The sequence below is a fragment of the Bacillus licheniformis DSM 13 = ATCC 14580 genome (assembly GCF_000011645.1).
In the GTDB taxonomy this organism is placed as follows: domain Bacteria; phylum Bacillota; class Bacilli; order Bacillales; family Bacillaceae; genus Bacillus; species Bacillus licheniformis.
Map to the genome: position 1 here is coordinate 4,087,672 of NC_006270.3, position 26,358 is coordinate 4,114,029.

Annotated in this window: 25 protein-coding genes; 8 read left to right on the forward strand and 17 right to left on the reverse strand. The window is 45.7% G+C overall.

Translation table 11 applies throughout. The features are described from left to right. Positions 1-23 precede the first annotated feature (23 nt). The 3 genes from iolC to iolA all read right to left on the reverse strand — a co-directional run bounded on the left by iolC (position 24) and on the right by iolA (position 3,382). Positions 24-1,001, reverse strand: coding sequence for a 5-dehydro-2-deoxygluconokinase (iolC, locus tag TRNA_RS42400; RefSeq protein WP_009329981.1), 978 nt, complete (start codon positions 999-1,001; stop codon positions 24-26). Between the two features lie 27 nt (positions 1,002-1,028). After that, entirely contained in the window at positions 1,029-1,844 is an 816-nt protein-coding gene (iolB, locus tag TRNA_RS42405; protein WP_003177822.1) for a 5-deoxy-glucuronate isomerase, read from the reverse strand. A 74-nt stretch (positions 1,845-1,918) separates the two neighbouring features. Continuing rightward, a complete protein-coding gene (gene iolA / locus TRNA_RS42410) occupies positions 1,919-3,382 on the reverse strand; it encodes a methylmalonate-semialdehyde dehydrogenase (protein ID WP_003177824.1) in 1,464 nt (487 codons plus the stop codon). Between the two features lie 470 nt (positions 3,383-3,852). On the opposite strand from iolA, the gene TRNA_RS42415 reads away from it, so the two are divergent. The 4 genes from TRNA_RS42415 to glpT all read left to right on the forward strand — a co-directional run bounded on the left by TRNA_RS42415 (position 3,853) and on the right by glpT (position 8,166). Continuing rightward, the gene (locus TRNA_RS42415; protein WP_003177827.1) at positions 3,853-4,617 is read left to right on the forward strand and encodes a DeoR/GlpR family DNA-binding transcription regulator; all 765 of its coding nucleotides are present in this window, start codon (positions 3,853-3,855) and stop codon (positions 4,615-4,617) included. Positions 4,618-4,700: 83 nt separating this feature from the next. Continuing rightward, complete coding sequence (locus TRNA_RS42420) at positions 4,701-5,636, forward strand: aldo/keto reductase (RefSeq protein WP_011198461.1); 936 nt, start codon at positions 4,701-4,703, stop codon at positions 5,634-5,636. 255 nt (positions 5,637-5,891) lie between these two features. After that, complete coding sequence (locus tag TRNA_RS42425) at positions 5,892-6,785, forward strand: glycerophosphodiester phosphodiesterase (protein ID WP_009329983.1); 894 nt, start codon at positions 5,892-5,894, stop codon at positions 6,783-6,785. A gap of 22 nt (positions 6,786-6,807) precedes the next feature. Further along, positions 6,808-8,166 (forward strand): glycerol-3-phosphate transporter, encoded by a 1,359-nt coding sequence (gene glpT / locus TRNA_RS42430; RefSeq protein WP_003177833.1) that lies wholly within the window; start codon positions 6,808-6,810, stop codon positions 8,164-8,166. Positions 8,167-8,218: 52 nt separating this feature from the next. On the opposite strand, the gene htpG is transcribed toward glpT, so the two are convergent. Then, positions 8,219-10,099 carry a molecular chaperone HtpG gene (gene htpG / locus TRNA_RS42435; protein WP_003177835.1) on the reverse strand — a complete coding sequence of 627 codons (1,881 nt, stop codon included), beginning with the start codon at positions 10,097-10,099 and terminating at the stop codon, positions 8,219-8,221. A gap of 426 nt (positions 10,100-10,525) precedes the next feature. Between htpG and TRNA_RS42440 the strand changes: the two genes are divergently transcribed. Next, a complete protein-coding gene (locus TRNA_RS42440) occupies positions 10,526-12,061 on the forward strand; it encodes an ABC-F family ATP-binding cassette domain-containing protein (protein ID WP_003177837.1) in 1,536 nt (511 codons plus the stop codon). Positions 12,062-12,096: 35 nt separating this feature from the next. Here the strand turns inward: TRNA_RS42440 and yidA are convergent, their stop codons facing one another. The 4 genes from yidA to TRNA_RS42460 all read right to left on the reverse strand — a co-directional run bounded on the left by yidA (position 12,097) and on the right by TRNA_RS42460 (position 15,373). Beyond that, positions 12,097-12,909: a sugar-phosphatase gene (gene yidA, locus TRNA_RS42445; protein WP_009329985.1), complete on the reverse strand. Its 813-nt coding sequence runs from the start codon at positions 12,907-12,909 to the stop codon at positions 12,097-12,099. Between the two features lie 156 nt (positions 12,910-13,065). Further along, entirely contained in the window at positions 13,066-14,115 is a 1,050-nt protein-coding gene (locus TRNA_RS42450) for an iron-containing alcohol dehydrogenase family protein (protein WP_009329986.1), read from the reverse strand. Next, the gene (locus tag TRNA_RS42455) at positions 14,115-14,765 is read right to left on the reverse strand and encodes an MtnX-like HAD-IB family phosphatase (RefSeq protein ID WP_003177843.1); all 651 of its coding nucleotides are present in this window, start codon (positions 14,763-14,765) and stop codon (positions 14,115-14,117) included. The genes TRNA_RS42450 and TRNA_RS42455 overlap by 1 nt, the downstream gene beginning before the upstream one ends. 146 nt (positions 14,766-14,911) lie before the next feature. Then, complete coding sequence (locus TRNA_RS42460) at positions 14,912-15,373, reverse strand: hypothetical protein (protein WP_003177845.1); 462 nt, start codon at positions 15,371-15,373, stop codon at positions 14,912-14,914. Between the two features lie 173 nt (positions 15,374-15,546). Between TRNA_RS42460 and TRNA_RS42465 the strand changes: the two genes are divergently transcribed. Beyond that, positions 15,547-16,506, forward strand: a complete 960-nt coding sequence (locus TRNA_RS42465; protein WP_003177847.1) for an iron-hydroxamate ABC transporter substrate-binding protein — start codon at positions 15,547-15,549, stop codon at positions 16,504-16,506. Positions 16,507-16,530: 24 nt separating this feature from the next. On the opposite strand, the gene TRNA_RS42470 is transcribed toward TRNA_RS42465, so the two are convergent. Continuing rightward, complete coding sequence (locus TRNA_RS42470; protein ID WP_003177850.1) at positions 16,531-16,932, reverse strand: hypothetical protein; 402 nt, start codon at positions 16,930-16,932, stop codon at positions 16,531-16,533. 205 nt (positions 16,933-17,137) lie between these two features. Here TRNA_RS42470 and TRNA_RS42475 point away from each other — a divergent pair, with 205 nt between their 5' ends. After that, entirely contained in the window at positions 17,138-17,506 is a 369-nt protein-coding gene (locus tag TRNA_RS42475; RefSeq protein ID WP_003177854.1) for a VOC family protein, read from the forward strand. 21 nt (positions 17,507-17,527) lie between these two features. On the opposite strand, the gene TRNA_RS42480 is transcribed toward TRNA_RS42475, so the two are convergent. From TRNA_RS42480 to TRNA_RS42515, 8 genes are all read right to left on the reverse strand, one after another. Next, on the reverse strand, positions 17,528-17,686 hold the full coding sequence (locus TRNA_RS42480) for a FeoB-associated Cys-rich membrane protein (RefSeq protein ID WP_003177856.1): 159 nt from the start codon (positions 17,684-17,686) through the stop codon (positions 17,528-17,530). Between the two features lie 15 nt (positions 17,687-17,701). Beyond that, entirely contained in the window at positions 17,702-19,714 is a 2,013-nt protein-coding gene (gene feoB / locus TRNA_RS42485) for a ferrous iron transport protein B (RefSeq protein WP_009329987.1), read from the reverse strand. Next, complete coding sequence (locus TRNA_RS42490; protein ID WP_003177860.1) at positions 19,711-19,938, reverse strand: FeoA family protein; 228 nt, start codon at positions 19,936-19,938, stop codon at positions 19,711-19,713. The genes feoB and TRNA_RS42490 overlap by 4 nt, the downstream gene beginning before the upstream one ends. A gap of 183 nt (positions 19,939-20,121) precedes the next feature. Continuing rightward, a complete protein-coding gene (locus tag TRNA_RS42495; RefSeq protein ID WP_003177863.1) occupies positions 20,122-21,210 on the reverse strand; it encodes an acyltransferase family protein in 1,089 nt (362 codons plus the stop codon). Between the two features lie 147 nt (positions 21,211-21,357). Beyond that, positions 21,358-23,244: an FtsX-like permease family protein gene (locus tag TRNA_RS42500; protein WP_011198462.1), complete on the reverse strand. Its 1,887-nt coding sequence runs from the start codon at positions 23,242-23,244 to the stop codon at positions 21,358-21,360. Then, on the reverse strand, positions 23,219-23,983 hold the full coding sequence (locus TRNA_RS42505) for an ABC transporter ATP-binding protein (RefSeq protein WP_003177865.1): 765 nt from the start codon (positions 23,981-23,983) through the stop codon (positions 23,219-23,221). The genes TRNA_RS42500 and TRNA_RS42505 overlap by 26 nt, the downstream gene beginning before the upstream one ends. Before the next feature lie 91 nt (positions 23,984-24,074). Further along, a complete protein-coding gene (locus tag TRNA_RS42510; protein ID WP_003177867.1) occupies positions 24,075-25,082 on the reverse strand; it encodes a sensor histidine kinase in 1,008 nt (335 codons plus the stop codon). After that, on the reverse strand, positions 25,079-25,786 hold the full coding sequence (locus tag TRNA_RS42515) for a response regulator transcription factor (protein WP_003177869.1): 708 nt from the start codon (positions 25,784-25,786) through the stop codon (positions 25,079-25,081). The genes TRNA_RS42510 and TRNA_RS42515 overlap by 4 nt, the downstream gene beginning before the upstream one ends. 182 nt (positions 25,787-25,968) lie before the next feature. Here TRNA_RS42515 and TRNA_RS42520 point away from each other — a divergent pair, with 182 nt between their 5' ends. After that, entirely contained in the window at positions 25,969-26,340 is a 372-nt protein-coding gene (locus tag TRNA_RS42520) for a YxeA family protein (protein ID WP_003177872.1), read from the forward strand. Positions 26,341-26,358: the final 18 nt, after the last annotated feature.

Genomic DNA, 26,358 nt, shown 5'->3' on the forward strand with positions numbered 1-26,358 from the left:
CCACCTTTATTCATATTCTTCATTTAAGACTGAGCCGCAATAAGCTCTTCAATCTCGGCGACTGTCGGCATCGCTTCAGATGAGCTGTGCTTTGAAACAACAATCGAGGCGGAAGCGCTTCCGTATTTCAGCGCGGTTTCAATATCTTTGCCTGAAACGAGTCCGTAGAGGAAGGCGGAGGCGTATGAATCGCCCGCTCCAAACGTTTTCAAGACCTTCGTTTTGTACGCTTTCGCCCGGAAGACGTCCCCGGATTTGCTGTATGCATATGAACCTTCGACACCGTGCTTGATAACGACAAGATCTGCGGAATGTGCAAATAAATGCTGAACAGATTCTTCATTGCTGCCGCCGCTCTTATTTTCCATTACATCAAACTCATCACGCGTCCCGATGACAATGTCTGATTGTTCGGCAACAAGCGTATAGTAGACGGCCGTTTCCTCCGCAGATGTCCACGTATATGGACGATAGTCAAGCTCAAAGACCACTTTCACTTGATGCTTTTTCGCCAGCTGTACGGCTTTCAGCACCGCTTCGCGGGAAGGGCTTTTAGCCAGCGCCGTACCTGACACAAGAAGCATCTTCGATTTGGCAATATAGTCTTCGTTCACTTCAGAAGGGGCAAGGTAAAGATCTGCAACATCATCCCTGTACATTAAAATGCTGCATTCTTCAGGGCTTAAAATTTCTGTGAAAGCAAGCCCAGCTTTATGTCCGTCTTTATCAACCGCCATTTGTGACGTATCGACACCTGTATTTCTCATATAGGTTTCGATGAATCTGCCGTGCTGGTCATCCGGAATCTTCCCGATAAATCCGGTCTTCAAGCCTAATTTGGAACTGCCGATTGCAATATTAGCCGGGGAGCCGCCGACATATTTTGAAAATGTCATCGTCTGCTCCATCGGCCTGTTGTATTCGACTGCGTTTAAATCGATGCATGCGCGGCCGATCGCTACAATGTCAAATTCTTTCTCTTCATTAAACGTATACTTCATCTTCAACAGCCTCTCCTTGCCTTATTGTTAGCGTTCCAAAATCCATTCATGGTCAGGGTCGTTATGAAACTTCCATTTACGCGTCGGCCCTGCCATCACGTTTAAATAATAGGATGTGTATCCGTCAGGCACCCCGACAGGATGGTATCCGGCCGGCACGATGACAACGTTTCCATTTTCAACAGTCATCGTCTCGTCGATGGAACGGTCATCCGTGTATACGCGCTGAAATACGAAGCCTTGCTGCGGATCAAGTTCATGGTAGTATGTTTCTTCTAAAAAGGACTCTTCAGGCAGGTTGTCTTGGTCATGCTTGTGCGGCGGATAGCTGGACCAGTTTCCGCTTTCAGTGTAGACTTCGACGACTAAAAGACTGTTCGCTGAAGGATCTGAATCCGGAAGTATGTTATGGACGGTTCGTTTATTGCTGAATTTTCCCCGGTTCTCAATACCGTTGTCTTCAGCTTTGATCAGTTTCGTCGGAAGCTGGTTTTCAGAAGGTGAATAGCACAGGGCAACTCTTGCCTCTGTAACGGCGGTAATGCCGAACTTGCGGTCATTTGACACATATACGCTGTCGGTCGGCTTTCTTTCGAAAACGCTTTCTCTCGTGCCGATATTTTCAAATGTCTGTTCATGATCGGTTGCGGTAATCTTTCCGGTAAGCGCGACGATGCAGCATTCTTGTTTGCTCAGCGATTCTTCATAGCTGGATCCCGGTGCAAGATCAAGGACTTTAAACTCGACATAACTTAGATCGGAATTCGATTTTTTCACTTCGTGTACAAGCTTCACGCCTTGTGACAGCTCATTCGCCTGCGGCTTGCGCAACAAATGACTCATGGATAAAGCCTCCTTTTCAAACTTGAAACATGATCCGAACAGCGCGGGAACCGCACCGCCCGGTTTTTTCACAATTAATTGAAGTCAGGCGCCGGATATCTTGCAGTGACGACCTTTTTGCGCGTATAGAAATCGACGCTGTCTTTTCCGTTGGCATGCAATGTACCAAAGAACGAAGACTTCCATCCGGAGAACGGGAAGAATGCCATCGGAGCCGGTACACCCAGGTTGATGCCGAGCATTCCCGCATCAATGTTTTCACGGAAATAGCGGATCGCATTCGAATTCGATGTGAACAAGCATGCGCCGTTTGCAAATTCGGACTGGTTGGCGATCTCAACCGCTTCTTTCAAGTTCTTCACACGGATGACCGATAGTACAGGAGCAAAAATTTCGTCCTTCCAGATCGTCATATCAGTTGTGACATTGTCAAAGATTGTCGGGCCGACGAAATAGCCTTCATCTGTAACATTTTCGCGTCCGTCGCAGACAAGTCTCGCACCCTCTTCAATTCCTTTTTGTATATAGCCGAGTGTGCGTTTCTTGTTGTCTTCGCGAATGACAGGCCCGAGGAATACACCGTCGTCAAGTCCGTTTCCGATTTTGACTTCAGATGCTTTCTGAACCAATTTTTCCATGAACTCATCTGCAATTCCTTCTTCAACCGTTACTACTGCGCATGCCATGCAGCGTTCGCCGGCAGATCCGAAAGCAGCGCCGATAATATTTGTTACCGTATCTTCAAGGTTGGCATCGTTCAGAACGATGGTGTGGTTTTTAGCGCCTGTCAGCGATTGAACGCGTTTCAGATTTTCGCTTCCTTTTTTATAGACATATTCTCCGACCGGTTTTGAACCGACGAATGAAATCGCTTTAATTTCCGGGTGTTCGAGAATGCCGTTTACTACATCATGTGCGCCGTATACCACATTGAAGACCCCTTTTGGAAGTCCGGCTTTTTCAAACAGTTCAACTAGCTTTTCCGTCAAAAGCGGCGTCCGTTCGGAAGGCTTCAGAATAAATGTGTTTCCTAACGCAATGGCCATTGGGAACATCCAGCATGGTACCATCATCGGGAAGTTAAATGGTGCAATTCCGCCGACGACTCCGATCGGGTACCGGTAGTTCGCCGCTTCAACATCGGTTGCAATTGTAGCAAGTGAATCTCCCATCATCAGTGAAGGCGCTCCAGCTGCAAACTCGACATTCTCGATGCCGCGTCCAACTTCACCCAACGCTTCTTTCGTGTTTTTTCCGTTTTCAATCGTGATGAGGTGGGCAAGCTCCTCTTTATGCTGAGTTAAAAGCTGCTGAAAGTTAAATAGAATTCTTGCCCGGCGCGGAACAGCCACTTTTGACCATGTTTTAAACGCTTCAGCCGCTGTTTGCGCTGCGTATTCTATATCCTCTCGCGTCGAAATCGGCACTTGGCACAGCACTTCTTTCGTCGCTGGATTGACTACATCTTCATATTTGTCGGTTTTGCTTTCAACCCATTCTCCATTAATATAGTTTCTTAACTTTCTGATTTCTGCCATTCTTATAACCTCCTTGAATATTAAACATCTCCTGGTACAGATGGGGCAGGTTTCAACCATTATGTATGAATGCCGAACAGCTCTTCATTGCACAACGGATTTTCGCAAAAAACAGGAATTAAACGCTTACAAAAGAAATTAATGAATAGAACTATGATTTTATCCAAAGAACCATGACGCAATAAAACGTTTACACATCAGAAATTTCTCAACATTATCATGTTTTGGTCACTTCTTGGTTATATTTTAATCCGGCCTTACCCATAAGTCAATCAAAATCATTAAATTTTTCTTTTGTAAGATTTGTAGAAAACGTTAAAATGATTTAGGGAAACATTGTATAATAAAAAGAAACAGGGCAAATCTTGCAAAAAATAATCACCAATGGTATCATTTTTTAAGCAATTATTGGTTAACTTTTGGGTTCGTCATATATATTTAGTCAAATATACTAGAAGGAGATACTTAGTATGAAGTTAATGCGGATTAAAGAAATGGAAGATTATATTTTGACCAATGGCACCGTTTCGCTTGATGAACTATGCCAGGTCTTTAATGTTTCAAAAAACACGGTCAGACGCGACATTAACAAGCTGACCGAGAAAGGAGTTATAAAAAAAGTCTACGGCGGCGTAACAGCGATCGAAAAAACGGCCTTGATCCCTTTTGAAAACAGAACCATTCAAAACAAGGATGCCAAGACAAAAATCGCGCGCTATGCTTCACGCTTTATTGAAGACCATGACCTGATTTTTATTGATTCCGGCACAACGACCCGATCCATATTGGAAACTCTTGATCCAAATAAAAATGTAACCGTTTTAACGAACAGCCTCGACATTATCAACGCTGCTGCAGCGATGCAAAATATAAACTTGATCATCATCGGCAGCAACTACAAACGGAAAACGCAGTCCTTCGTCGGCATGGATGATCCGGGAACGCTGGATAAATATAATATTAATAAAGCTTTCATGTCGGCAACCGGCGCAACACTTACCCATGGACTGACAAACTCCGATCTGCTTGAATATGAAATTAAAAAGAAAATATCCGAAAAAGCAAAACAAGTATATTTGCTGGCCGACCATTCCAAATTCGGGAAGTCGACCCTGCTGACGTACGCGCCGTTTGACAGATTGCACGCGATCGTCACATCTCAGGCGCTTGATGAGGAATATCACGTGTACTGTAAAGATCGCAAAATTGAAATCCATTTGGCAAAACATGTATAGTTGAAGCGGACACCCTTGACCGGCTGTTTCCAAGCGGCCGGCCAAGTTTATTTATCTACACATCATATCAGGAGGGGAATTCAATGAAAAAAGTTAAAGTTGGCAAATCAGACTTGCACGTATTTCCGATTGGTTTGGGAACCAATGCTGTCGGAGGACATAACCTTTATCCGAATCTCAATGAAGAAACGGGAAAAGAATTGGTGCGGGAAGCAATAAGAAACGGCGTCACTTTTTTAGATACCGCCTACATATACGGCATCGGCCGTTCCGAGGAATTAATCGGCGAAGTCCTTAAAGAATTCAACCGCGAAGATGTCGTGATTGCAACAAAAGCCGCCCATAAGAAAGAAGGAGACGATTTTGTCTTTGACAACTCTCCCGCATTTTTGAAAAAGTCCGTCGAAGAAAGCCTGAAGCGGCTGCAAACTGACTACATCGACCTTTTCTATATCCATTTTCCTGATGAAAATACGCCGAAAGACGAAGCGGTTCAGGCGCTCCATGAACTGAAGCAGGAAGGCAAAATCAGAGCAATCGGTGTATCCAACTTTTCTCTTGAGCAGCTGAAAGAAGCGAACAAAGACGGATTGGTGGATGTGCTCCAAGGCGAATACAACCTGCTGAACAGGGAAGCTGAGACGACATTCTTCCCGTATACACAGGAGCATAACATCTCATTTGTTCCTTACTTCCCGCTCGTCTCCGGATTGCTCGCCGGAAAATACAGCGAAGATACAACGTTCCCGGAAGGCGACCTGAGAAGAGAAATGGAAAACTTCCAAGGCGAACGCTTCAAAGAAAACATTAGAAAAGTGAACCAGCTTGCGCCGATCGCGGAAAAACATAATGTCGACATCGCCCATATCGTCTTGGCCTGGTACTTGGCGCGGCCTGAAATCGACGTGTTGATCCCGGGCGCCAAACGCGCTGATCAGCTGATCGACAACCTCAAAACGGCAGAAGTCAATCTGTCTCAAGAGGACATTGATTTCATCGACCGGCTGTTTGCCCGCTAAATGATCAGGAAACCTATCTTAAAAGATAGGTTTCTTTATTTTTAAAATCCTGTTGACAGCGCTTCCATTTTTGATATGATAGGAAAGAAGTTAATACAAGTGACGGAGAATGGGAGATTCACAATAAGACCCTCTTGTGCCAGGGGTTTTTTTGTGGATCTCTTTTTCTTCGTCATCTAAGAGGGGGCGAAAGCAATCGTAATGAATAGACGGCACCTTTATTCTGTATAACAGCTTGAAAGGAGAGATCATGTTATGAAAAGACTAGTCCGCAGCATCTTCCTTATAACGGCCGCAATCGCTGCTTTTGGTTTTGGATTCAGCGGGCATGCGGAGGCGGCAAGCCATTCCCAGCCGCAGCTCAATCCGAACAAGCTACTAAATGTCGCGCACCGCGGCGCATCGGGGCATGCTCCCGAGCACACGCTTTTGGCTTATAAGCTTGGACAAAAAATGAAAGGCGATTACATAGAAATCGATCTTCAAATGACAAAAGACGGCCACTTGGTCGCCATGCACGATGAGACATTGGATCGTACGACTAATGGTACGGGTTTTGTCAAAGACTATACGCTGAAAGAAATCAAAGAGCTTGATGCAGGCTCCTGGTTTAACGAAGCATATCCTGAGCGGGCAAAACCGGAGTACGCCGGGCTGAAAGTGCCCACCCTTGAAGAAATCATCCAAACATTCGGGAGAAGCGCGCGCTACTATATCGAAACAAAATCACCGGAAGACTATGATCATATGGAAGAAAAGCTCCTGGACATCCTGAAGCAATACAAATTGACCGGAGCAGACATTCATTCAAGCAAAGTCATCATTCAATCTTTTAGTCCTGAAAGCTTAAAAATCATTCATAACGCTAATCCAAACATTCCGCTAGTGCAATTATTATGGTACGACAAACCTGCTGCCATTACTGACGCCGAATTAAAACAATATCAATCTTACAGCGTCGGACTCGGCATGAACTTTGACCGCATTGGCCGGGCATACGTGCAAAAGATTCGACGCACCGGCATGCTGGTCCATCCTTATACTGTGAATAAAAAAGAAGATATGAAGCGGCTGCTCGATTGGGGAGCGACCGGAATGTTCACCAACTTTCCGGACCGGCTGCGCGATGTTTTGCGCGAAAAGAAGTAAATGAATAAAGAAGGGGAATACCATGTTAAAACTGTTTAAGCCAGCACCGCCGATTGAGCGGCTGCCGGAAGATCAAATTGATTCGGAATATAAGAAATTCAGACTGCAAGTTTTTCTCGGCATCTTCATCGGTTATGCGGCATACTATTTAATTCGCAAAAATTTCTCGCTTGCCATGCCTTATTTGATCGAAGAGGGCTTTTCAAAGTCGGCGCTCGGCTTTGCCTTGTCCGCTCTATCCATCTCTTACGGGCTGAGCAAGTTCGTGATGGCCACGATATCGGACCGGAGCAATCCGAGGATGTTCCTGCCCGCCGGTTTGATCCTTTCCGCTGTCATCAGCCTCTTGATGGGGTTTGTTCCTTTTTTCACCTCATCGATCGCCATTATGTTTATCATGCTGTTCTTAAACGGCTGGTTCCAGGGCATGGGATGGCCGCCGTCAGGGCGTGTCCTTGTCCACTGGTTCAGCGTCAGCGAAAGGGGAAATAAAACCGCCATATGGAATGTCGCCCACAATGTCGGCGGGGGACTGATGGCGCCGATTGCCGTTGCCGGCGTCGCCATCTTCTCAGGCATAACGGGATCTGCTACAGGCTATGAAGGTGTGTTTATTTTGCCGGCCTTGGTCGCCATCGCCGTTGCCGTCATTTCTTACTGGCTGATCCGGGATACGCCGCAGTCTGTCGGACTTCCTCCAATCGAGGAATACCGCAACGATTATTCAAGCAAATCGAAGAAAACCTTTGAAAAGGAATTATCAACGAAAGAAATCCTTTTCAAACATGTATTAAATAATAAATGGGTGTGGGCGATCGCACTTGCCAACATTTTCGTGTACTTCGTCCGCTACGGCGTTCTGGATTGGGCTCCAACCTATTTAAGCGAAGAAAAAGGCTTTGACATGAGCAAATCAAGCGTCGCTTATTTTCTGTATGAATGGGCGGGGATTCCGGGGACATTGCTGTGCGGCTGGATCTCTGACAAATGGTTTAAAGGACGCCGCGGACCGGCAGGCTTTGTCTTTATGGCAGGTGTTTTGATCGCGGTGCTTGTGTACTGGTTCAACCCAGCCGGCAATCCGATGATCGACATGGCATCATTGATCGCGATCGGATTCCTCATTTACGGTCCCGTCATGCTGATCGGCCTTCAAGCGCTTGACTTTGTTCCTAAAAAAGCGGCCGGCACGGCTGCAGGATTGACCGGTCTGTTCGGTTACCTGGGCGGAACCTTGACGGCGAATGCGCTGATGGGTGTTATCGTCGATGCATCCGGCTGGAATGCGGGCTTTACGCTTTTAACCGCTTCATGTGCAATCGCAGCACTCATATTTGCGATGACTTGGAATGTGCGGGGACAGGAAGTTGTGAAGCATTAACATCAAAAAAAGATACATCTCGCAAGAAGCTGAGATGTATCTTTTTTTATTTTTATGCCATTACTTTGCATATATCGTTCGTAAATTCGACGGGGTCTTCAATTGGCAAGCCTTCTATCAGCAGCGCCTGGTTGTACAGGAGGCCGGTGTACAGTTTGAATTTATCCTTGTCGTTGTCAAAAGCATTCTGCAATGTTTTGAAGACTTCGTGGTTTGTATTGATTTCCAATACTTTATCAGCCTTTACATGCTGATTGTCAGGCATTGCGTTTAAGATTTTCTCCATCTCGATGGTGACTTCTCCGTCAGCGGCAAGGCATACGGAGTGAGTCTTCAGCCGTTTTGACGCCCTCACGCTTTTCACTTTTCCATCCAGAGTCTTTTTCATCTCTTCAAACAGGTCTTTGTATTGGCTGTCATCCCCGTCAGATTGGTTTTGCTCGTCATCGTTTTCGATTCCGAGGTCGCCGCTTGATACCGACTTGAATTCTTTCTCTTGATAATTCGCCAGCATTTTGATGGCGAACTCATCGATATCCTCGGTGAAATAAAGGATTTCATACCCTTTTTCCGAAACCAGCTCGGTTTGAGGAAGCTTTTCTATTCGGTCATACGAGTCGCCTGATGCATAATAAATGTATTTTTGATCTTCAGGCATTCTGGACACATATTCCTCAAGGGTGACCAGCTTTTTCTCTTTTGATGAATAGAAAAGCAGCAGGTCTTTCAACAGATCTTTATGGGCTCCAAAATCATTGTATACCCCGAATTTAAGCTGTCTGCCAAACGATTGATAAAAAGACTCGTATTTTTCTCTGTCATTTTTCAGCAAGCTCTTCAGCTCATTCTTGATTTTTTTGCTGATGTTTTTGGCAATCAGCTTCAGCTGCCTGTCATGCTGGAGCATCTCCCTCGAAATGTTGAGCGATAAATCTTCTGAATCAACCATTCCTTTGACAAAGCTGAAATGGTCAGGCAGCAGATCCGGACACTTTTCCATGATCAGCACACCGTTCGAATACAGTTCCAGACCCTTCTCGAATTCCTTCGTGTAGTAGTTGAACGGAATATTTTCAGGAATGAATAAAATCGCATGGTATCTCACCGCGCCGTCTACGCTTGTATGGATGTGCGCGAGAGGCTTGTCAAAACCGTAATGCTTTTCCTTATAAAACGCCTCATAATCTTCATCTTTCAGTTCGCTTTTGTTTTTTCTCCAAATCGGCACCATGCTGTTGACCGTCTGTTCTTCCTGGACTTCTTCAAATTCATTTTCGGCGCCTTCTTTCGGCTTGTTGACCGCGACATCCATCTTGATCGGGTAGCGGATGAAATCAGAGTATGTTTTGATGATCGCTTTTAAGCGATGAACATCCAGGTATTCATCATAGTTTTCATCGTCTGTATTCTCTTTCAGCTTCAGAATGACATCGGTTCCGGCTGATTCTTTCGCAGCCGGTTCGATTGTATAGCCGTCGGCTCCGGCTGATTCCCATTGATGCGCTTCATCGCTGCCATGGGCTTTTGTAATGACGGTGACGGTGTCCGCAACCATAAAAGCGGCGTAGAAACCGACGCCGAACTGGCCGATAATATCGTGCCCGTCTTTTAATTCGTTTTCTTGTTTAAACGCAAGCGAGCCGCTCTTGGCAATCGTTCCAAGATGCTCTTCAAGCTCTTCTTTCGTCATGCCGATTCCGGTGTCCGCAATGGTCAGCGTTCTGTTTTCTTTATCTGCGGAGATTTTTATGTAGTAATCGTCTTTGTTAAATGTCAGTGAATCATCTGTCAGCGCTTTGTAGTAGATTTTATCGATGGCATCGCTCGCATTGGATATCAGCTCCCTTAAAAAGACTTCCTTTTGGGAATAAATCGAGTTGATCATGATGTCCAGCAATCGCTTGGATTCTGCTTTGAATTCTCTCTTAGCCATCTATCCCTCTCCTCTTTTGCTCATATGATATACATATATCGTTCGATTCTGTTCACAAATTAAATAACACACTGCCTACACGATGTCAATTGATAAGGCAGCGGTTTGACAAGCGGCATTCCGCTTCATATAATGTGTTGTGAAGGTAAATTTGACCAAAATGAGGTGGAAAGGAATGAAAATCTTATCAACTGTTCTTAAAAGAGAATTGGCTTAAAGACGGGAGAAGTCTGCCCTTTTTTAGACAAGCCATCTCGGGAACAGTTTGATACGATTTGACATCCTTTCTTGCTGTATTTTAAATATGTAGCGGGTAAGGTGTAGTTTGCCTTACCCGTTTTTTTGCCGGACAGGATAGCGATGCTTCACGCTGTTCTCTTTAGATGGCTTGTTTTTTCAAAAATAAGCCTGAAGGAGAGAATCATCATGAGTATTGTTCATGTAACGAATTTGACCCATATATATGGAGACCGCATGATCTTTCAAGACGCCGGGTTCCGCCTGCTGAAAGGGGAACATGCCGGTCTTGTCGGTGCAAACGGAGCCGGAAAGTCGACATTGCTGCGCATTTTGACGGGCAGCCTTCTGCCCGATCATGGAAACATTGAATGGCAGCCAAACATTCGGGTCGGCTTTCTTGAACAGCATGCCAAGCTGACGGAAGGCACAACCATTCTTCAGTACATGGAGAAAGCGTACGGCCGGCTGTTTGAAATCGAAAAGGAAATGAATGGGCTTGCCGAAAAAATGGCCGATGCCGGAGACAACCTTGAAGCCGTCCTGAAAAGATACGGAGAGCTTCAGGCTGAGCTGGAAGCTTCAGGATTTTACCAAATCGGAACGAAAATTGAGGATGCCGCACAAGGCCTCGGCTTGGCGGAAATCGGGCTTGACCAGGATGTCACGGCTTTAAGCGGCGGGCAGCGTACAAAGCTGCTGCTTGCCAAACTGCTGCTTGAAGAGCCTGATGTACTGCTGTTGGATGAGCCGACCAACTATTTGGATGCCGCTCACATTGAGTGGCTGACTGGCTACTTGAAAAACTATGAGCACGCATTTCTTGTCATCTCTCATGACGAACGCTTCTTAAATGAAATTACGACGGTTACATTCCATCTGGAGCATCATGTGATCAAACGTTATTCCGGCAACTATCAATATTTCCTGAAGGAGTATGCGCAAATCAGGGCACAGGCTGAAGCCGCATATGCAAAACAGAACAGGGAAATCAAAAAGTTAGAGGCGTTTATCGACCGGAACAGAGTCCGAAAGGCGAAACAGGCCAAAAGCAGGGAGAAAGCATTACGCAAAATCAAGCGAATCGAAAAACCGACAGATTCTTATGTCCCAAGCTTTGCATTTAAAACGGGGCGAAACCCGGCGATGACTGTACTCAAAACGGAAAATCTTGAGGCCGGCTACACAGTTCCATTATTTAAGCCTCTTTCCCTGACCGTAAGACGGGGCGATAAAATCGCGATTATTGGAGAAAACGGCGCCGGAAAATCGACGCTTATCAAAACGCTGCTCGGCGACCTCAAGCCTCTGAGCGGCATCGTCACAGCAGGACAGCATTTACAGGCGGCCTATTTCAGGCAGGAAAGCCCAGCTTCTCATGATACACCGCTTGAAAAATTGCGGGCGTTCTATCCTGATCTACCGGAAAAAGACATCAGGCAGACGCTCGCGGTATCCGGCTTGACGCCAAAGCATATCAGCCAGCCCCTTTTTACGCTCAGCGGCGGTGAACAGGCAAAGGTCCGGCTGGCGGAGCTGATGCTTTCAAACAGCAACCTGCTTGTTCTTGATGAACCGACAAACCATCTTGACGCATCGGCAAAGCATGCGTTAAAGCAAGCGCTCTGCGACTATAAGGGAACGATTTTGCTCGTATCCCATGAACCGGCTTTTTATGAAGACTGGGTGACTCATATCTGGCAGATTGAAGCATGGCGCCGTTAAGAGTAAAAGCCGGCCTTTCCAAGGGCCGGCTTTTTTTATTTGGACAATACAAGCTCACGAATGGCGTGGGCAACGCCGTTTTCATTATTCGTACGCGTTTCGTAATCGGCCGAAGCTTTTACCTCAGGGATCGCATTCCCCATGGCGACTCCGCAACCCGCCCATTCGATCATGGACATGTCGTTTCCGTTGTCTCCAATACACATCACTTCTTCCTGCGCGATGCCTAATATGTCGGCAAGCTGCTGAACAGCATTTCCTTTACTTGCCGCAGGGTGAAGAATTTCATAAAAGAACGGCGAACTTTTCACCATTGTATAGCGTTCCTTGACGTCTTCCGGTATTGCGGCGATCGTCCGGTCCAGCTTTTCCGGCTCATCAATGTACATCGCCTTTGGCGCCAGAAGATCTTGCGGGATTTCTTCGATCGTCCGGAACCGGAGCGGCACTTTGGTGACGTATGATTCGTAAACGGTATACGGGCTGATTTCCCGGTTTGGCGTATACAAATAAGCCGAATCAAAAAAGTGCATCGGAGTATCAAGCTTTTGGCTGAGCTCATATAACGATTTCACATCATCATAGCCCAGTGTCAGTTCTGACACAACTTCCTGAGTATGCGTATTTTGAACGAGCGCTCCGTTATAGGCGATGACATAATCGCCGTCTTCATTTAAATTCAGTTCTTCCAGGTAGCGGCTTACACCGCCGAGGGGACGGCCCGTGCAGAGAACGATTTTTACGCCTTGTTTTTTCGCGGCATGCAGGGCATTCCGTACTTCCTCTGTTACTTCATGAAGATCATTCAACAATGTTCCATCCATATCTATCGCGATTAGTTTGTACATTTTACACTCTCCCTGATCAGAATCGAGCCCTAACATCGTACTTATGACCCATACCTTCTTTATTGTATCACAGCTTTTCCCGGTCATTTTCATCTGATGCCCACGGAAAAAACGCCTTACAGCAAATAAGGCGTTTTTCGGGCAAGCTTGGCCTGCTTAAAATATTTCTTGCAGAATCGGATCTTCATCAAGAATGCGAAGCGCTTTTTCGCGATAGCCGGCTTCATGCAAGTACGTATAGCGGTTGGGCTTGACAGTGTGCGACAAATTGATCGCCTCGCGAAACTCATCTTTGTTCAGATTCAGCGTTTTGACATATTGGAAAAAGCCCGTTCTCGTAAACACCTTTTCAATCCGCTCAGCCCGGTGATCCTGTACATGGGCCATGATGTAGGTGGCTACCCCGACTTGAATGCCGTGCATCTGCGGTTTTTTCGAAATTTTGTCCAAGGCGTGGGATATCAGGTGCTCAGAACCGCTGATCGGCGCGCTGTTTCCGCTGATTTCCGTAGCGATGCCGCCCATTGTCAAAGAACTGACAAGCTCTTTTAAGAAGATCGGCTGTTTAATATCCTGCATCGGCGTACGGACAAAGCTGTTGACCGCTTTCTTGCTGAGCATCGACGCAAACGCATTTACATCGCCGACCCCGTGCCGCTCCTCAAACTCCCAATCATAAAGGGCCGTAATATTGGACATCAAATCTCCGATCCCCGCCAAAATAAAGCAATCCGGCGCTTTTTGAATAATGCTCAAATCAGCTATGATTCCGTAGGGAACCCTTGCCGGAACGGTTGTTTTTTTTCCTTCGACCTGAAGCGAGCAATTGCTGCTCGCAAACCCGTCATTGGATGCCGACGTCGGAATGCTGATGAACGGGGTCCGCTTGGAAAAGGCGATGTATTTTCCGCAGTCCACAACATACCCGCCGCCCATGGCAATAATGACATCGCAATTCCCGATCGAAAATGCCCGCTTCAAAAGCTCCTGTATGTCCAGATTGGACGGCAGCAGAACGGCTTCAACTTTAACATGTTGAAATGCGGTTTTCAGTGAATGCTCATACTGCTGATAGGAAAAATCGTCAAAAAACATGATCGCCTTGTCAAACTGATGTTTTCTCAATATCTCATCCAACCGGCCAAGCACGCCCTCACTAATGTCCAAAACCGCGGGGATGGCTATGCTGGTAACCTGGCGCGGCATTAGACGATCCGCCCTTTTTCTTTAAGATATTGTTCAATGTCTTCAAATGTTTCAACGGCTACAAATGGCACCCCCTGCTGACGCAGCAAATCCTGGAGCGCATCCTTTGCAAACGTAACATCCGCAAATTTAGCCGGGTGCGAATCCGGTTCACTGTCGCCTGCAAAATAAACCGTCTCATACTCTTCTTTCAGCTTTTGAATGACCTTTGATTTATCAATCCCATAGCGCTCAGAGTAATGCCAATGATTCTCATCAATGTCCATATGAACATTGTCTTCTTTAAAAAAGCCTTTATTTGAATAGACCTCAACGTCTGTAATCCCGTATTTCTTTAAAATATAATGAATGTAATAATCCGTGCCGGCGCTTAAAATGTAGAAGTCGCCGCCGCTTTTCTGGACATGCTGAATGAAGTCAGGCACATATTCATCAATCGGTATGGAATGGATGTCATCAATGATTTTTTGTTCGCTTTGATTAATCGAAGCAAAAACGGTTCCCAAAAATTCGATATCTTTTAATTCTCCGGACTTCCACTTCTTGAACAATTCACGGCCTTCGGGAAAATATTTATCAATGACCATCCAGTAAAAATCCTGTTTGGAAATCGTCCCATCAAAGTCTGATACAAATGCCCATTTCTTCATGCTGCATACCTCTTTTCTATGGTATTTTAAAAGATTAGATTCATTATACAAAAAGTTTGTGAATCATTGAACATAATATTATTTCTTTTTTGTGTACTTTCGTTCACAAGCTGAATATTCGTCCCCCTGAAAGGAGGCGTATATAATCATTCTTGATCTGTACGCTGCTTACCTTTCTCTGTTACGGCAAATTTCCGCTTCATCGTTTTGATGTTTTCCGCCTTGCGAAATCTGAGCGCAGACCAGTCTTCATCAATTGCAATTTGGCGAACCGGTTCATAGCCCTGGTCTGCAAGCAGTCCGGCTACTGTATCGCGGCTGCAGTCCGATCCTTTGTAGACTTTCGATGATTTTTTCGGGTAGCAAAGCCAAAACAGACCGTCTTCCGCCAAATGACGTTCAGCCTCCTTGGCTAAAGCCTGCAGCTTTGCGTTGGTCGCTGCGAATACCTGAACAAAATCATATTGGTCCGATTCGGCGTGATGATGAACAGGGCCTTGAAATTCAGCGATGACGCCGCTGTATGCCTCAGGCGGATTCACAATCAGTACAGGCTGTCCATTATCCTTGAACTGCAATTTTTTGATCACCGGGTTCGTTTCTGCCATCTCTCATCAGTCCTTTTTCTGTTTATAGTAACAAATTAACCAAAACCACACTAATCATACTTAGCAAAAAAAGTGATAGACGAGAGAGGGATTGATCTGCTATATTTACATTGATAATGCGAATCATTATCACTTAGGAAATGTCATATGTTTCACATCAACAGGAGGGTCAAGTGAAAAAGAACTTATTGATAATCGGTTTAGTTATGCTGTTGTGTATAGTGGTCAGCGCCTGCGGAAGCGGCAATGCGTCAAACGGTAGCAAAGAAAAAGCGGCTGAAGAAACGACAAGAACATATCAATCAACGCGTGGAAGCGTGAAGATTCCAACACATCCAAAGCGCATCGTGACAGACTTTTATGCCGGTGAACTGTTCACGGTCGGCGCCAATGTCGTCGGCTCCGGCTCGTGGTCTTTCTCCAATCCATTTTTAAAGGACCGTATGAAAGATGTAACGGATTTAGGCGACCCGATTAATGTGGAAAAAGTCATGAAGCTGAAGCCTGATTTAATTGTCGTGATGAACGATGATAATTACGACAAACTGTCCAAAATCGCACCGACTGTTGTGATTCCTTATAACACGGCGAAAAATGTTCAGGAAACTGTTAAGATGTTCGGCGACATTGCAGGAGCTAAAGAAGAAGCTGAACAATTCCTTGCCGATTTCGACCGGAAATCGAAAGCAGCGAGGAAAAAAATCGCTCAAGTCGTCGACAAAAATGCTACTTTCGGTATTTATGAAAACACAGAAAAAGGCCAATTCTGGGTGTTCAATGACAACGGCGGCCGCGGAGGCCAAGCCGTGTACAACGCGCTCGGCTTAAAGGCGCCTGAAAAGATTCAAAAAGACATCTTCAAAAAAGGCGAAATCAAAGAACTTTCCTTGGAAGTCGTACCTGAATATGCAGCAGACTACATGTTCGTGACAGACTATAACCCGAACGGCGACAGCAAAACGCTGGACAAGCTGAAGCAGTCTTCCATTTGGAAAAACCTTGACGCCGTCAAAAACAACCGTGTCTTTATCAACGACTTTGACACGTTCTATCCGTACGATCCGATCTCTGTCAGCAAACAGGTTGATTTGATTACGGAGATGCTGGTGAAGCGCGAAAAGGAGAATAAGTAAAAAAGCTGGAATTTCCAGCTTTTTTTATTGTTTTCTTTCTTGAATGCTTGAAAACCTAAAAGCAAATTGAAAGATCAAATAGAAAGGAATGTAGAAAAGAAAAAACATCATGATTTGAAATAATAACCCTTTCAAACTAAATGGATATGAAATGTCATGAAACAAAAAAGATAATGCCATCCAAACGACAAAGGCAGAAAACGCAGCTTTAAAGCCGAGTCCCCTCTTTTTTCTCAACAGACCTTTGCTCACGAGCCTAATAGAATAGTAGCCGCTGCCGATGAAAAATAGAATGATCAGCAACAGATTGCTCGGTATTTCGTATGCTGTCGTGATAAAAATGGAAATAAAAATCAGTGAAAGAAGGAGCACAAACCCTTCAAATCCAATTTTTCTCTCCTGTTCAGCCTTTTTATTTTCATTCATTATGTTCGCCTCCTTTCTATTGTTTTCCATTAAAAGAAACAGAAGCCATGTTAACAATAATCATCCATAAAAACAATGATTTGACACGCATGCCGCTGCTTCAGCCCATCACTCCTGTTTCACGTGAAACAAAAAATGCATCGAAAAAATATATGGAATCAAGTGTGTGAAAATGAAAATAATAACAAAAAAAGGAGAGATGATGATGGGAATTGAAAAGGTTGGACAAATCGGGGTGCCGGTTCAAGACTTGGAGCGGGCTGCGGCATTTTATCAGGATGTATTGGGCCTGTCCCTTTTATTTCAGACAGATCGCATGGCTTTCTTTGAGTGCGGCGAAGTGCGGCTTCTTCTCAGCCTTCCGGAAAAAGACGAATTTGCTCATGCAGGCTCCGTCATTTATTTTCAAGTTGAAGATTTGCCGGCTGTATATGATGAAATTGCAACAAAAGGCGTCTCTTTTCCAATAGAGCCGCATGTGGTGGCGAAAATCGAGCAAACGGAAACCTGGGTGGCCTTCTTTGAAGATACCGAAGGAAATACCCTAGCTTTGATGAGTGAGGTGAACATATAAAAATGAAAAACAGCTGATCCCTCAGCTGTTTTTCGTTTTTACATCATCACAAGCCGATTGACAGGTGCGATTTAATTCACAGGCGGCGCATTTTCCTTTCCGGCTTCGTTTGACAAATTTTATAAGCGTCCATGCCGCATAACTAAAGATAAGCGCTCCGATCGTAATATTAAACAGCATGCTGTCACATCCTTCCTATGATAACCCAAGCAGTCGTCCGCCCTGATAAATCAGGAACGCGATCGCATATGCAATGGCCAGTCCGTAAACAATGGACAAGAACATCCACTTTTTCGAGTTTGTTTCTTTTTTAATCACCGCTACTGTCGCGAGGCATGGTACGTATAAAAGCACGAAAGCCATAAATCCGTAAGCGGCCAACGGTGTAAATTGTTCAGCCATCATGCCTTGCAGCTGGGCTTCGGGTACAAAATAGATGATGCTCATCGAAGCAACGACAACTTCCTTCGCGAGAAAACCGGTTAATAGTGATGCCGCTGCCTGCCATGTGCCGAATCCCAGCGGCAGCAATAGCGGTGCGAGCACTCCCCCGATCATCGCTAAAAAACTGTCATCCATCGCAACGTCCGTTCCGCCGGGTCCCGTATACGACAGAAGCCAAATGAGGACAGACCCGCCAAAAATGTAAGTGCCGGCTTTGCGGACGAAGCCTTTGCCCTTCTCCCATGTTGCCCGCCACAATGTACGCGCTTGAGGCAAACGGTACGGCGGCAGTTCAATCACGAAGAACGACTTTTCTTCTTTGAGCTTGGATGAGGATAAAAACTTCGCCAGCACCAGCGCTGCGGCGATGCCCAGCACATACAAGGAAAGGACGACGAAAGCCTGGTGGGCCGCGAAAAAAGCCCCTGCAAACAGAGCATAAACCGGCAGCCTTGCCGAACAGGACATAAATGGCGTCAGCATAATCGTCAAGAGTCTTTCCTTAGGCTGCTCTACAGTCCGCGCAGCCATGACGCCGGGAACATTGCAGCCGAAGCCGATAATCAGCGGAATAAAGGCTTTGCCGTTTAAACCGATCGCCTCCATCAGGCGGTCCATCACCATGGCCACACGCGCCATATATCCTGAATCTTCAAGCACCGAAATGAAGAAAAACAGGATAAAGATCTGCGGGACGAACACGAGCACACCGCCGACACCGGCAATAATCCCATCGAGAATAAGCGCCTCGATAAACGGGCTGGCTCCCATTGCCGACAGCGCCGAGGCCGTCCATTCCGTCAGCGGTCCCCCGATGAAACCGTCCAGTGCATCAGACAATGGAACGCCAAACCAATCAAACGTCAGCATGAACATGAGATACATGAACAACAAAAAAATCGGGATGCCAAGCACCTGATGCGTTACGATCTGATCCACGCGTTCAGTCAGCGTCAGTTTTCGCTCTGACTGATATTGCACAGAAGTTGACAAGATGCGGTCAATCCATCGCGATCTCTCATTGTAAATATGCTGATGCAGCGATCTTACGGAATGCTCCTGATGAAGGCGTTTTTCGGTCTCCTCGTAAATTTCCTTTAATCTTTCGCTGTCGGCCGCGTCCTCCAGCTGTTCTTTCATTTTCGAGTTGCCTTCCAAATATTGAAGGGCCATCCAGCGCTTTAAAACGCCGGGGAGTTCGGGTATGATCGATTCGATCCGGCCAATCGCTTCTTCCACTGCGCTTCCGTAATTGATGACGAGCGGCTCCGCCCTCTTTTCCTTTTCAAAAAGCAAATGCCTGCTCAGTTCATCACATCCTTTGCCGCTGCGGGCAATCACAGGAATTACCGGAACACCTAGCGCATCAGACATTTTTTGATGATCAATGAAGACGCCGCGCTGTCCTGCGACATCGATCATATTTAAACCGATCGTAAGCGGATGCCCAAATTCCAGGAGCTGCACGGTTAAGTGCAAGTTCCGCTTTAACTGTGATGCATCGACAATATTCAATATATCTGAAAATGAATCATTGAGCAGGAAGTCTGTGACAACCCCTTCATCGCGGGACAGCGGACTCAATGTATAAACACCGGGGAGATCGACTATCATTCCTTGTTTATGACGGAGCAGCCCCACCTTTTTCTCAACAGTCACCCCGCTCCAGTTTCCGACATACTCATAGGAGCCTGTCAGCGCATTAAACAATGACGTCTTCCCCGTATTCGGGTTTCCGAAAAGGGCAATCTGCCGGCTGTTCATAGCTTTTCAATCCTGATCTTTTTTGCTTCTCCAAGCCGTATGCCGAGACACTGCCCGCCTGACTCGAACATGAACGGACCGCCAAACGGCAATTTGCGCTTCACGCAAATTTCATCATCTTCTTTCATTCCGAGCTGTATGAGTCTGCGCTGAACAAGTTCATTCACGTCTGAAAAATCTATGATTCTTGCTCTCTCTTTTTGTTTTAATTCGGCTAAAACCATCGTTGAGGCCTCCGTATTCTGAAAATGATAATCGTTATCATAATATGATTATAGGCAATAAGTCACCTTCCATTTAAAAGGAGATGTGTCAAAACCGGAACATTTTTATGAGAATATAAAAAAGCGAAAAACCCCGGCGATACAATCTTTCGCTCTGGCTTTTCGCTCTATCAAGTTATGTCGTTAACCTGCATGATGGCGCACTTTTTGCTCCATTCGCCTCTTTTTCGGCACATAAATTTTTCCGACAAACATATAGCCGTACTTCAATTTATTGACGGCCCAGGATATGAAAACCGCAGCGCCTGTAGAAATGAAAAACAAAAGCAAAACAGCCGATACCGTACCGATGCTGTCAAGGGCGGTTAAGATGACCAACCCGAAAATCAGGATAAAAGCGTGCAGTAAATAAATAGAAAAAGAATAGTTGCTGATCATCATAATCAGCTTCGGTACCGACTTCAGTTTTGAAAACAGGTGGAAGCATAAGAAAATGATGCTTGTCGAATAAAGCAGGATATCCGGACGCTTTGACGTCACCGCGATGTCTTGGCCGAAGTAGGAAACCGCTACAATGAAACATCCGGTCACAGCAGCCGCCGCATACACCGCATGCCTGTACCGTTCCAGCAATGCCAAAAAGCGCTCGTAATTCTTGCCGCAATAATAGGCCAAACAAAAGTAAAAGAGCCAGCCGGGAAACGGCACCCACGAAAAAGGAAACGGCGCCTCCTCCTGAACGACCGGAGGTTGAATGAACGTGAAATAGCTCAAATAAGCCGCTGTGACCGCAAAAGAAATCGAAAGCACCCATTTAGGCGAAGCCTTTTGCAAAAATGAATGGAAGCACATGTGCAGCAAGTAAAATTGAAAAATGACGAGAATGAAGTAACCGATGAAATTCCCCAAGAATATATTCGCCAACAGTTTTTTAATAATGACCGATGCATGAAATTGCTGCATCATCAGACCTGCGGTCATAAAAGCATCCAAAACAGCGATAAATAGAAAAGGGATGAAAATTGTTTTAAACCGCTTTTTTAAAAACCCTTCCGGAACACCACCAGGATAGGCATGCGCGAGCAAAAATTCGGAAATGAAAATAAACGCCGGCGTACTGAACATCAGGAGCGTTCTGAAAGATTCAACAACCCGGAAAACCGCATCTCCGAGCATGTCCGCCCGCACCATGAGCACCATTGATATCGCATGAAGCAAAACAACGCTTAAACAGGAGATGCAGCGAATGACAAAAATTTCTTTTACTTGCAAATCGATCACTCCTCTTTCAAATTTGAAATAATATCAAATTAACATAATCATCCAAATGAAGGAAGAGGCAAAATACATAGGTATGTTTATCCCAAATTTGCCGGCTGCAAGTATAAAAAAAAGATTAGACACGTAGTCTAATCTTTTTTAAATCGCCGCTTTTATCTGTTTTGTATAGTAGAAGCGGACGATGAAGTAATATATGACCTGGATGGCGAAGAACACGCCGAGCACCATTGCAGATTCCTTGAAGAGGTTGTACTGAAAGGCATGCGATAAAGCGGTCAGCGCCACAGCTCCATGGACAAGGGCAACAGCGATAGGCGCGAAGAACAAGATGCCGATCTGCCTGTTCAGCACTTTATGCAGTTCGCGGTCTGTTAAGCCCATTTTGGCAATCGATTTGAATTTCTGCTTATCATCGTCCAAATCAGTGTACAACCGGAAATAGAGGAAGCTTCCTGCTGAAACGAAGAAGACGATTCCGATAAACAGTCCGACAAATAATATCGGGCCATACCCTTTGCTTATATTATATACCTCATAATCTACAGCCCCGAAATACATGTAATCCAGTTTCTTTTGCAAAGCCTCCCCGGCTTTCACTAAAGCCATGCCGTCAGCTTCTTTTGCCTGCCATGCATAGAACCGGTTTTCGCTTTTCGGTTTTTTCAGCTGTGCGAAATCTTTGTCTGTCACAATATAATAGCTGGGTTCAGATAACGCTTTTGAACGGATCGTTTGATCAGCCTTCAGTTGTTTTCCATTTGCAAAAGGGATTGACGAAGGGAGCTGCTGGTCATCATCTCCCTCTAAGCCGATCTTGACCTCATACTCGGCAGCCGCCGCTTTTCCGTCTTCAAGCTTGACGTGGTCGGCTCCGACGAGATCGGCAAACTTGTTATAGTCAGATTCTTTCACAATCAGCATGTCATTGCCGCCGACATCGAAATATTGAAGGACAGCTGAAGCTTTGTCTGTTTTGATATTTCTTTCATCCAGTGTGTCATTGATGAAAGCCACGTCTTTTTCGATGTGTTTGTTTGTTTCCGGCGGCTTATATGAGAACGTATGCGGGTTCATCTCTTTAATTCCGTTTGTCACCAGAGTTTGGAAACCGTACAGCGTCCCAATGGCGCTGAATGCGACAGTAGAGATAATGGCCACCATAAAAAACGTCCGCGAATTGTCTTTCATCCTGTAAGACAGATCAGAAAACAAAATCATATTCGTTTTCCGCCAAAACAGGGTTTCCCGTTTTTTGAGCCTGCGGATCACATAAACACTCAGCTGCGTAAACAGCAGATATGTGCCGATAATGACAACAATCGTCACCGGCACCATCGCCACAAGAACGCCTCCTTCTTTGACAATCAAAGCGGTGTAATAGCCTCCGGCAAGCAGCACAGCAGCAACCAGCGTAAGCAAGGCAGATGCTTTCGGCTCCCCTTTGGAGATTTTGTTCCCTTTTAACAGAACAATCAGCTTCTCGCTCCTGAGCACAAACGACACAAGAAAAGAGATAAATAAGAACAGACCGTTAAAAGAAATAAACGTCACAATCATCGCCATCAACGGGAAGTAAAAATCGAGCTTGTTATCAATAATCAGGACATTTTCCGCAGTGAGCAGTATCAATTTGGCGAAGACGAGCCCGAGCACAATCCCGCCGATTGTCGCAAAAAATCCAATCAGCATATTTTCAAGAAATACCATCATGCGAATTTGGCGCATCGACATCCCTTGAATCATTAAAACGCCGAATTCCTTTTTTCTCGATTGAAGAAATGAACTCATCGAGTACAGCACAAAGAAAAAAGAGAAGACAAAAATAATGCCGCCGGCGACCAGCAGGCCAAAGGATGCATGCTGCCCGATGCCGGAAGTCAAAGAATCACTGGTCATCACCGGGTGGAAAGCAAAAATCGCAAATGCGAAAAAAACCATCACCGTAAACATGCTGCTGAGAAAATAAGCGGCATACAGCCTTTTGTTGCGAATGACATTGTTAAACGCGAACTGACGAAAGGTCATTTGCATCCCCTCCCAACAAGGACAGTGTATCGAGAATCTTTTGGAAAAACGCTTGGCGGTTATCGCCGCGGTTGATCTCCGAATACAGCTTTCCGTCCTTAATAAAGACGACCCGGTTGCAATAGCTTGCCGCCTGAGGGTCATGCGTGACAAGCATCATGGTCGCTTTTTCATTGCGGTTGATCGACTCAAGCATTTCCATCACATCTTTGGATGACTTTGAATCAAGGTTGCCTGTCGGCTCATCGGCAAGCAGAAGCTTCGGCGAATGAATCATCGCTCTTGCTACAGCGGCGCGCTGGGCCTGACCGCCCGATATCTCATATGTGCGCTTTTTCATGATCTGGGTAATCCCGAGCTTTTCGGCCAATTCGTTTGCCCTCCGCTTCATTTCCTTGACCTTTTCGCCGTCAAGCGTCAAAGGAAGTACGATATTTTCTTCAACGGTTAATGTCGGCAGAAGATTAAAGTCCTGAAACACAAATCCCAGCTCTCTGCGGCGAAATTTAGCCAATTTTTCTTTTTTGAGAACATGCGGGTTTTGGCCGCTGATCAATATTTCGCCCGTCGTCGGCTCATCGATCGTTGCAATCATATTTAATAGGGTCGTTTTTCCGCTTCCCGACGGCCCCATGATCCCGACGAATTCACCTTTATCAATTGTTAGGTTAATATCTGTTAACGCGCGGTACGCAATTTTTCCTTCGTAAATCTTACTGGCTTGTTTGACCTGAAGCATCACAAGATCTCCTTTCACCTTTAACTTTCGATCTGTGACCAGTTTACCTAAATCTCTTGTTGATGAACTATCGATTCTTCTTTCACTTTCATTACATCGATGTAAGGTTTTGCGTAGCCGTGAAAATCAGCCGAATTGTCGTGCCTTTCCCTTCTTGTGAATCAAGTTCGATCCGGTGGCCGAGCTGGTCAGCCGCCGATTTTGCCAAGTAAAGACCCATTCCGGTCGATTCTCTGAAACGGCGTCCGTTTTCTCCTGTGAAAAACGGGTCGAAAACCCGCTTTTGATCTGTATCCGGGATGCCGGCGCCGAAATCTGCCACTTCCAATACCGCTTCCGAATCATTTTCGTATACAGAAATAATGACTGTATTGCTTTTCCCCGCCGAATATTTGACCGCATTGTTGACAAACTGGGAAATGATGAAAAACAGCCACTTTTCATCTGTTTCGACGGTGATGCCTTTTTTGATTTCTTTGAACTTAGGATAAACTTGACTGCGAATGTAAAAGCGCTTATTTTCGCGATTGACCTCGTGAACGATATCCGCCAATGCGACCGGTTTTATACGGAAATCCTGTTCGATCGTCCGCAGTCTGGCCATATAGAGAATCGTATTGAGGCCCGTTTTCATCCGCTCGGTCTCCTCGCGGATGCTGGATGATTCCGGTTCATCCAAATTTTGAGCCGTCAGTTCGATGACCGACAACGGCGTCTTCATTTGGTGCACCCATTGATCCATGAAAGTCAAATGCTCTTTTTGGCCAAGCTCCAGCTTCTTTAATTCTTGGCGGTATTGCTTGTACTGGCTTTTCAGCAGCTGTTCAAGCGCTTCCGACAAAGGGGATTGGGGCTGATTCGATTGCCTGAAGGTGTCATCCAATGACTCCAGCCCGCTCGTCATCCGTTTGTAGAACTTCCGGCGCGTATAGTAATGGTAGAAAAGATAGAAGCCAAGAAAGAAAAAGCCGAGAAAAACGGCATAAAAAGCCGGTCTGATGTGCTGATACCCATCAAGCCAGTACACTGACAGCATTGTGATAAACTGCAGCGCCTGCACGGCAATCAACAAATAGTGCTCTTTGAAAAAAAGCTTCATTCCTCTCCCGCCTTCACCCAGGATACATTCAAGCGATAGCCCGCGCCCCGCACTGTTTCCACTGCATCTTCAATACCGAGCTCCTGAAATTTTTTTCTGACGCGCGTAATGTTGACATTAAGCGTGTTTTCATCCACATATGCCTGATCATCCCACAGCTTGGCCAGCAAATCTTCGCGGCCTGAAATTCTCGGATGGCGTTCCATTAAGCTTTCAATAATATCCGCTTCTTTTTTCGTCAAAGCAGCCGTTTGACCGGCAAATGTCAGTTCAAGTCTTTCCGGATACAGCCGCAGCCCTTCTTTTTCCAGCAGCCGTTCCTCCGCCTTCGCCGCGTATTCGCCGTAAGCCCTGCGAAGCTGGCTGCGTATTTTTGCCATGACGATCTCGGCGTGAAACGGCTTGGTGATAAAGTCATCTCCGCCGTTTTCCAATGCCATCACCTGATCCATTTCACCTGTCCGCGCAGAAATAAACAAGACGGGGCAAATCGATTCCTGGCGGATTTGCCGGCACCAGTAGTAGCCGTCAAAGCTCGGCAGGTTAATATCAAGCAGAACAAGATCAGGCGCCGTGCTTCTGAACTCATCCATGACACGGTCAAAGTCTTTCACTACATGAACGTTGTATCCGTATTTGACAATATGCGATTTTAACAAATCTGCAATTTTCGGGTCGTCTTCTACAATCATCACTTTTTGCATCTCGGTCTCTCCTTTTGGTTTGGATATATTATGACACGAAGCGGTCTGATAAACAAAAACTGCCGCGATCCATCCTACCTTACAATCATGTAAGTGTATTGTAATAGGAATCAATATCTTCTCTCTGCGCTTTTTTATAAAATAATACCATCCACAAAACTGAATGAAAGAGGAGACGGTATATGAAGACACGGGCGGGCGGCCTGATTGCCGCGGTTCTGATCGCCGTTGCCGGCGTTTTTATCCTGCAGAAAGCGACAGGAGGCCTTGTGCCGCTGGCCGATGATTATATACAAGGCCAGGGAAAGCCTGAGGCTTATTATCTCAAAGCTGAGGATCATGCAGAAAAGCCGGATAACGGAAAGTACAACTACACATTAACCGGCTATGACGCGAGCGGACACAAACAGCAGATTGAGGCAGAGGCAGACGAAAAACTGCATCCCGGCGCTTTCATCAAAGTATTGGCGTACGGAACGAAAGCCAAAAGCTTGACTGAAGTACACGAAGAAGAAATCCCCGAGGGCGCTTTGGCTGCCATGAAAACCAATTAAAACCCCATCGCCGGATGG

Bases quoted from the DNA above. Each gene is read 5' to 3' on its own strand.
- iolC (WP_009329981.1), bottom strand. From the start codon at position 1,001: ATGAAGTATACGTTTAATGAAGAGAAAGAATTTGACATTGTAGCGATC.
- iolB (WP_003177822.1), bottom strand. From the start codon at position 1,844: ATGAGTCATTTGTTGCGCAAGCCGCAGGCGAATGAGCTGTCACAAGGC.
- iolA (WP_003177824.1), bottom strand. From the start codon at position 3,382: ATGGCAGAAATCAGAAAGTTAAGAAACTATATTAATGGAGAATGGGTT.
- TRNA_RS42415 (WP_003177827.1), top strand. From the start codon at position 3,853: ATGAAGTTAATGCGGATTAAAGAAATGGAAGATTATATTTTGACCAAT.
- TRNA_RS42420 (WP_011198461.1), top strand. From the start codon at position 4,701: ATGAAAAAAGTTAAAGTTGGCAAATCAGACTTGCACGTATTTCCGATT.
- TRNA_RS42425 (WP_009329983.1), top strand. From the start codon at position 5,892: ATGAAAAGACTAGTCCGCAGCATCTTCCTTATAACGGCCGCAATCGCT.
- glpT (WP_003177833.1), top strand. From the start codon at position 6,808: ATGTTAAAACTGTTTAAGCCAGCACCGCCGATTGAGCGGCTGCCGGAA.
- htpG (WP_003177835.1), bottom strand. From the start codon at position 10,099: ATGGCTAAGAGAGAATTCAAAGCAGAATCCAAGCGATTGCTGGACATC.
- TRNA_RS42440 (WP_003177837.1), top strand. From the start codon at position 10,526: ATGAGTATTGTTCATGTAACGAATTTGACCCATATATATGGAGACCGC.
- yidA (WP_009329985.1), bottom strand. From the start codon at position 12,909: ATGTACAAACTAATCGCGATAGATATGGATGGAACATTGTTGAATGAT.
- TRNA_RS42450 (WP_009329986.1), bottom strand. From the start codon at position 14,115: ATGCCGCGCCAGGTTACCAGCATAGCCATCCCCGCGGTTTTGGACATT.
- TRNA_RS42455 (WP_003177843.1), bottom strand. From the start codon at position 14,765: ATGAAGAAATGGGCATTTGTATCAGACTTTGATGGGACGATTTCCAAA.
- TRNA_RS42460 (WP_003177845.1), bottom strand. From the start codon at position 15,373: ATGGCAGAAACGAACCCGGTGATCAAAAAATTGCAGTTCAAGGATAAT.
- TRNA_RS42470 (WP_003177850.1), bottom strand. From the start codon at position 16,932: ATGAATGAAAATAAAAAGGCTGAACAGGAGAGAAAAATTGGATTTGAA.
- TRNA_RS42475 (WP_003177854.1), top strand. From the start codon at position 17,138: ATGGGAATTGAAAAGGTTGGACAAATCGGGGTGCCGGTTCAAGACTTG.
- TRNA_RS42480 (WP_003177856.1), bottom strand. From the start codon at position 17,686: ATGCTGTTTAATATTACGATCGGAGCGCTTATCTTTAGTTATGCGGCA.
- feoB (WP_009329987.1), bottom strand. From the start codon at position 19,714: ATGAACAGCCGGCAGATTGCCCTTTTCGGAAACCCGAATACGGGGAAG.
- TRNA_RS42490 (WP_003177860.1), bottom strand. From the start codon at position 19,938: ATGGTTTTAGCCGAATTAAAACAAAAAGAGAGAGCAAGAATCATAGAT.
- TRNA_RS42500 (WP_011198462.1), bottom strand. From the start codon at position 23,244: ATGACCTTTCGTCAGTTCGCGTTTAACAATGTCATTCGCAACAAAAGG.
- TRNA_RS42505 (WP_003177865.1), bottom strand. From the start codon at position 23,983: ATGCTTCAGGTCAAACAAGCCAGTAAGATTTACGAAGGAAAAATTGCG.
- TRNA_RS42510 (WP_003177867.1), bottom strand. From the start codon at position 25,082: ATGAAGCTTTTTTTCAAAGAGCACTATTTGTTGATTGCCGTGCAGGCG.
- TRNA_RS42515 (WP_003177869.1), bottom strand. From the start codon at position 25,786: ATGCAAAAAGTGATGATTGTAGAAGACGACCCGAAAATTGCAGATTTG.
- TRNA_RS42520 (WP_003177872.1), top strand. From the start codon at position 25,969: ATGAAGACACGGGCGGGCGGCCTGATTGCCGCGGTTCTGATCGCCGTT.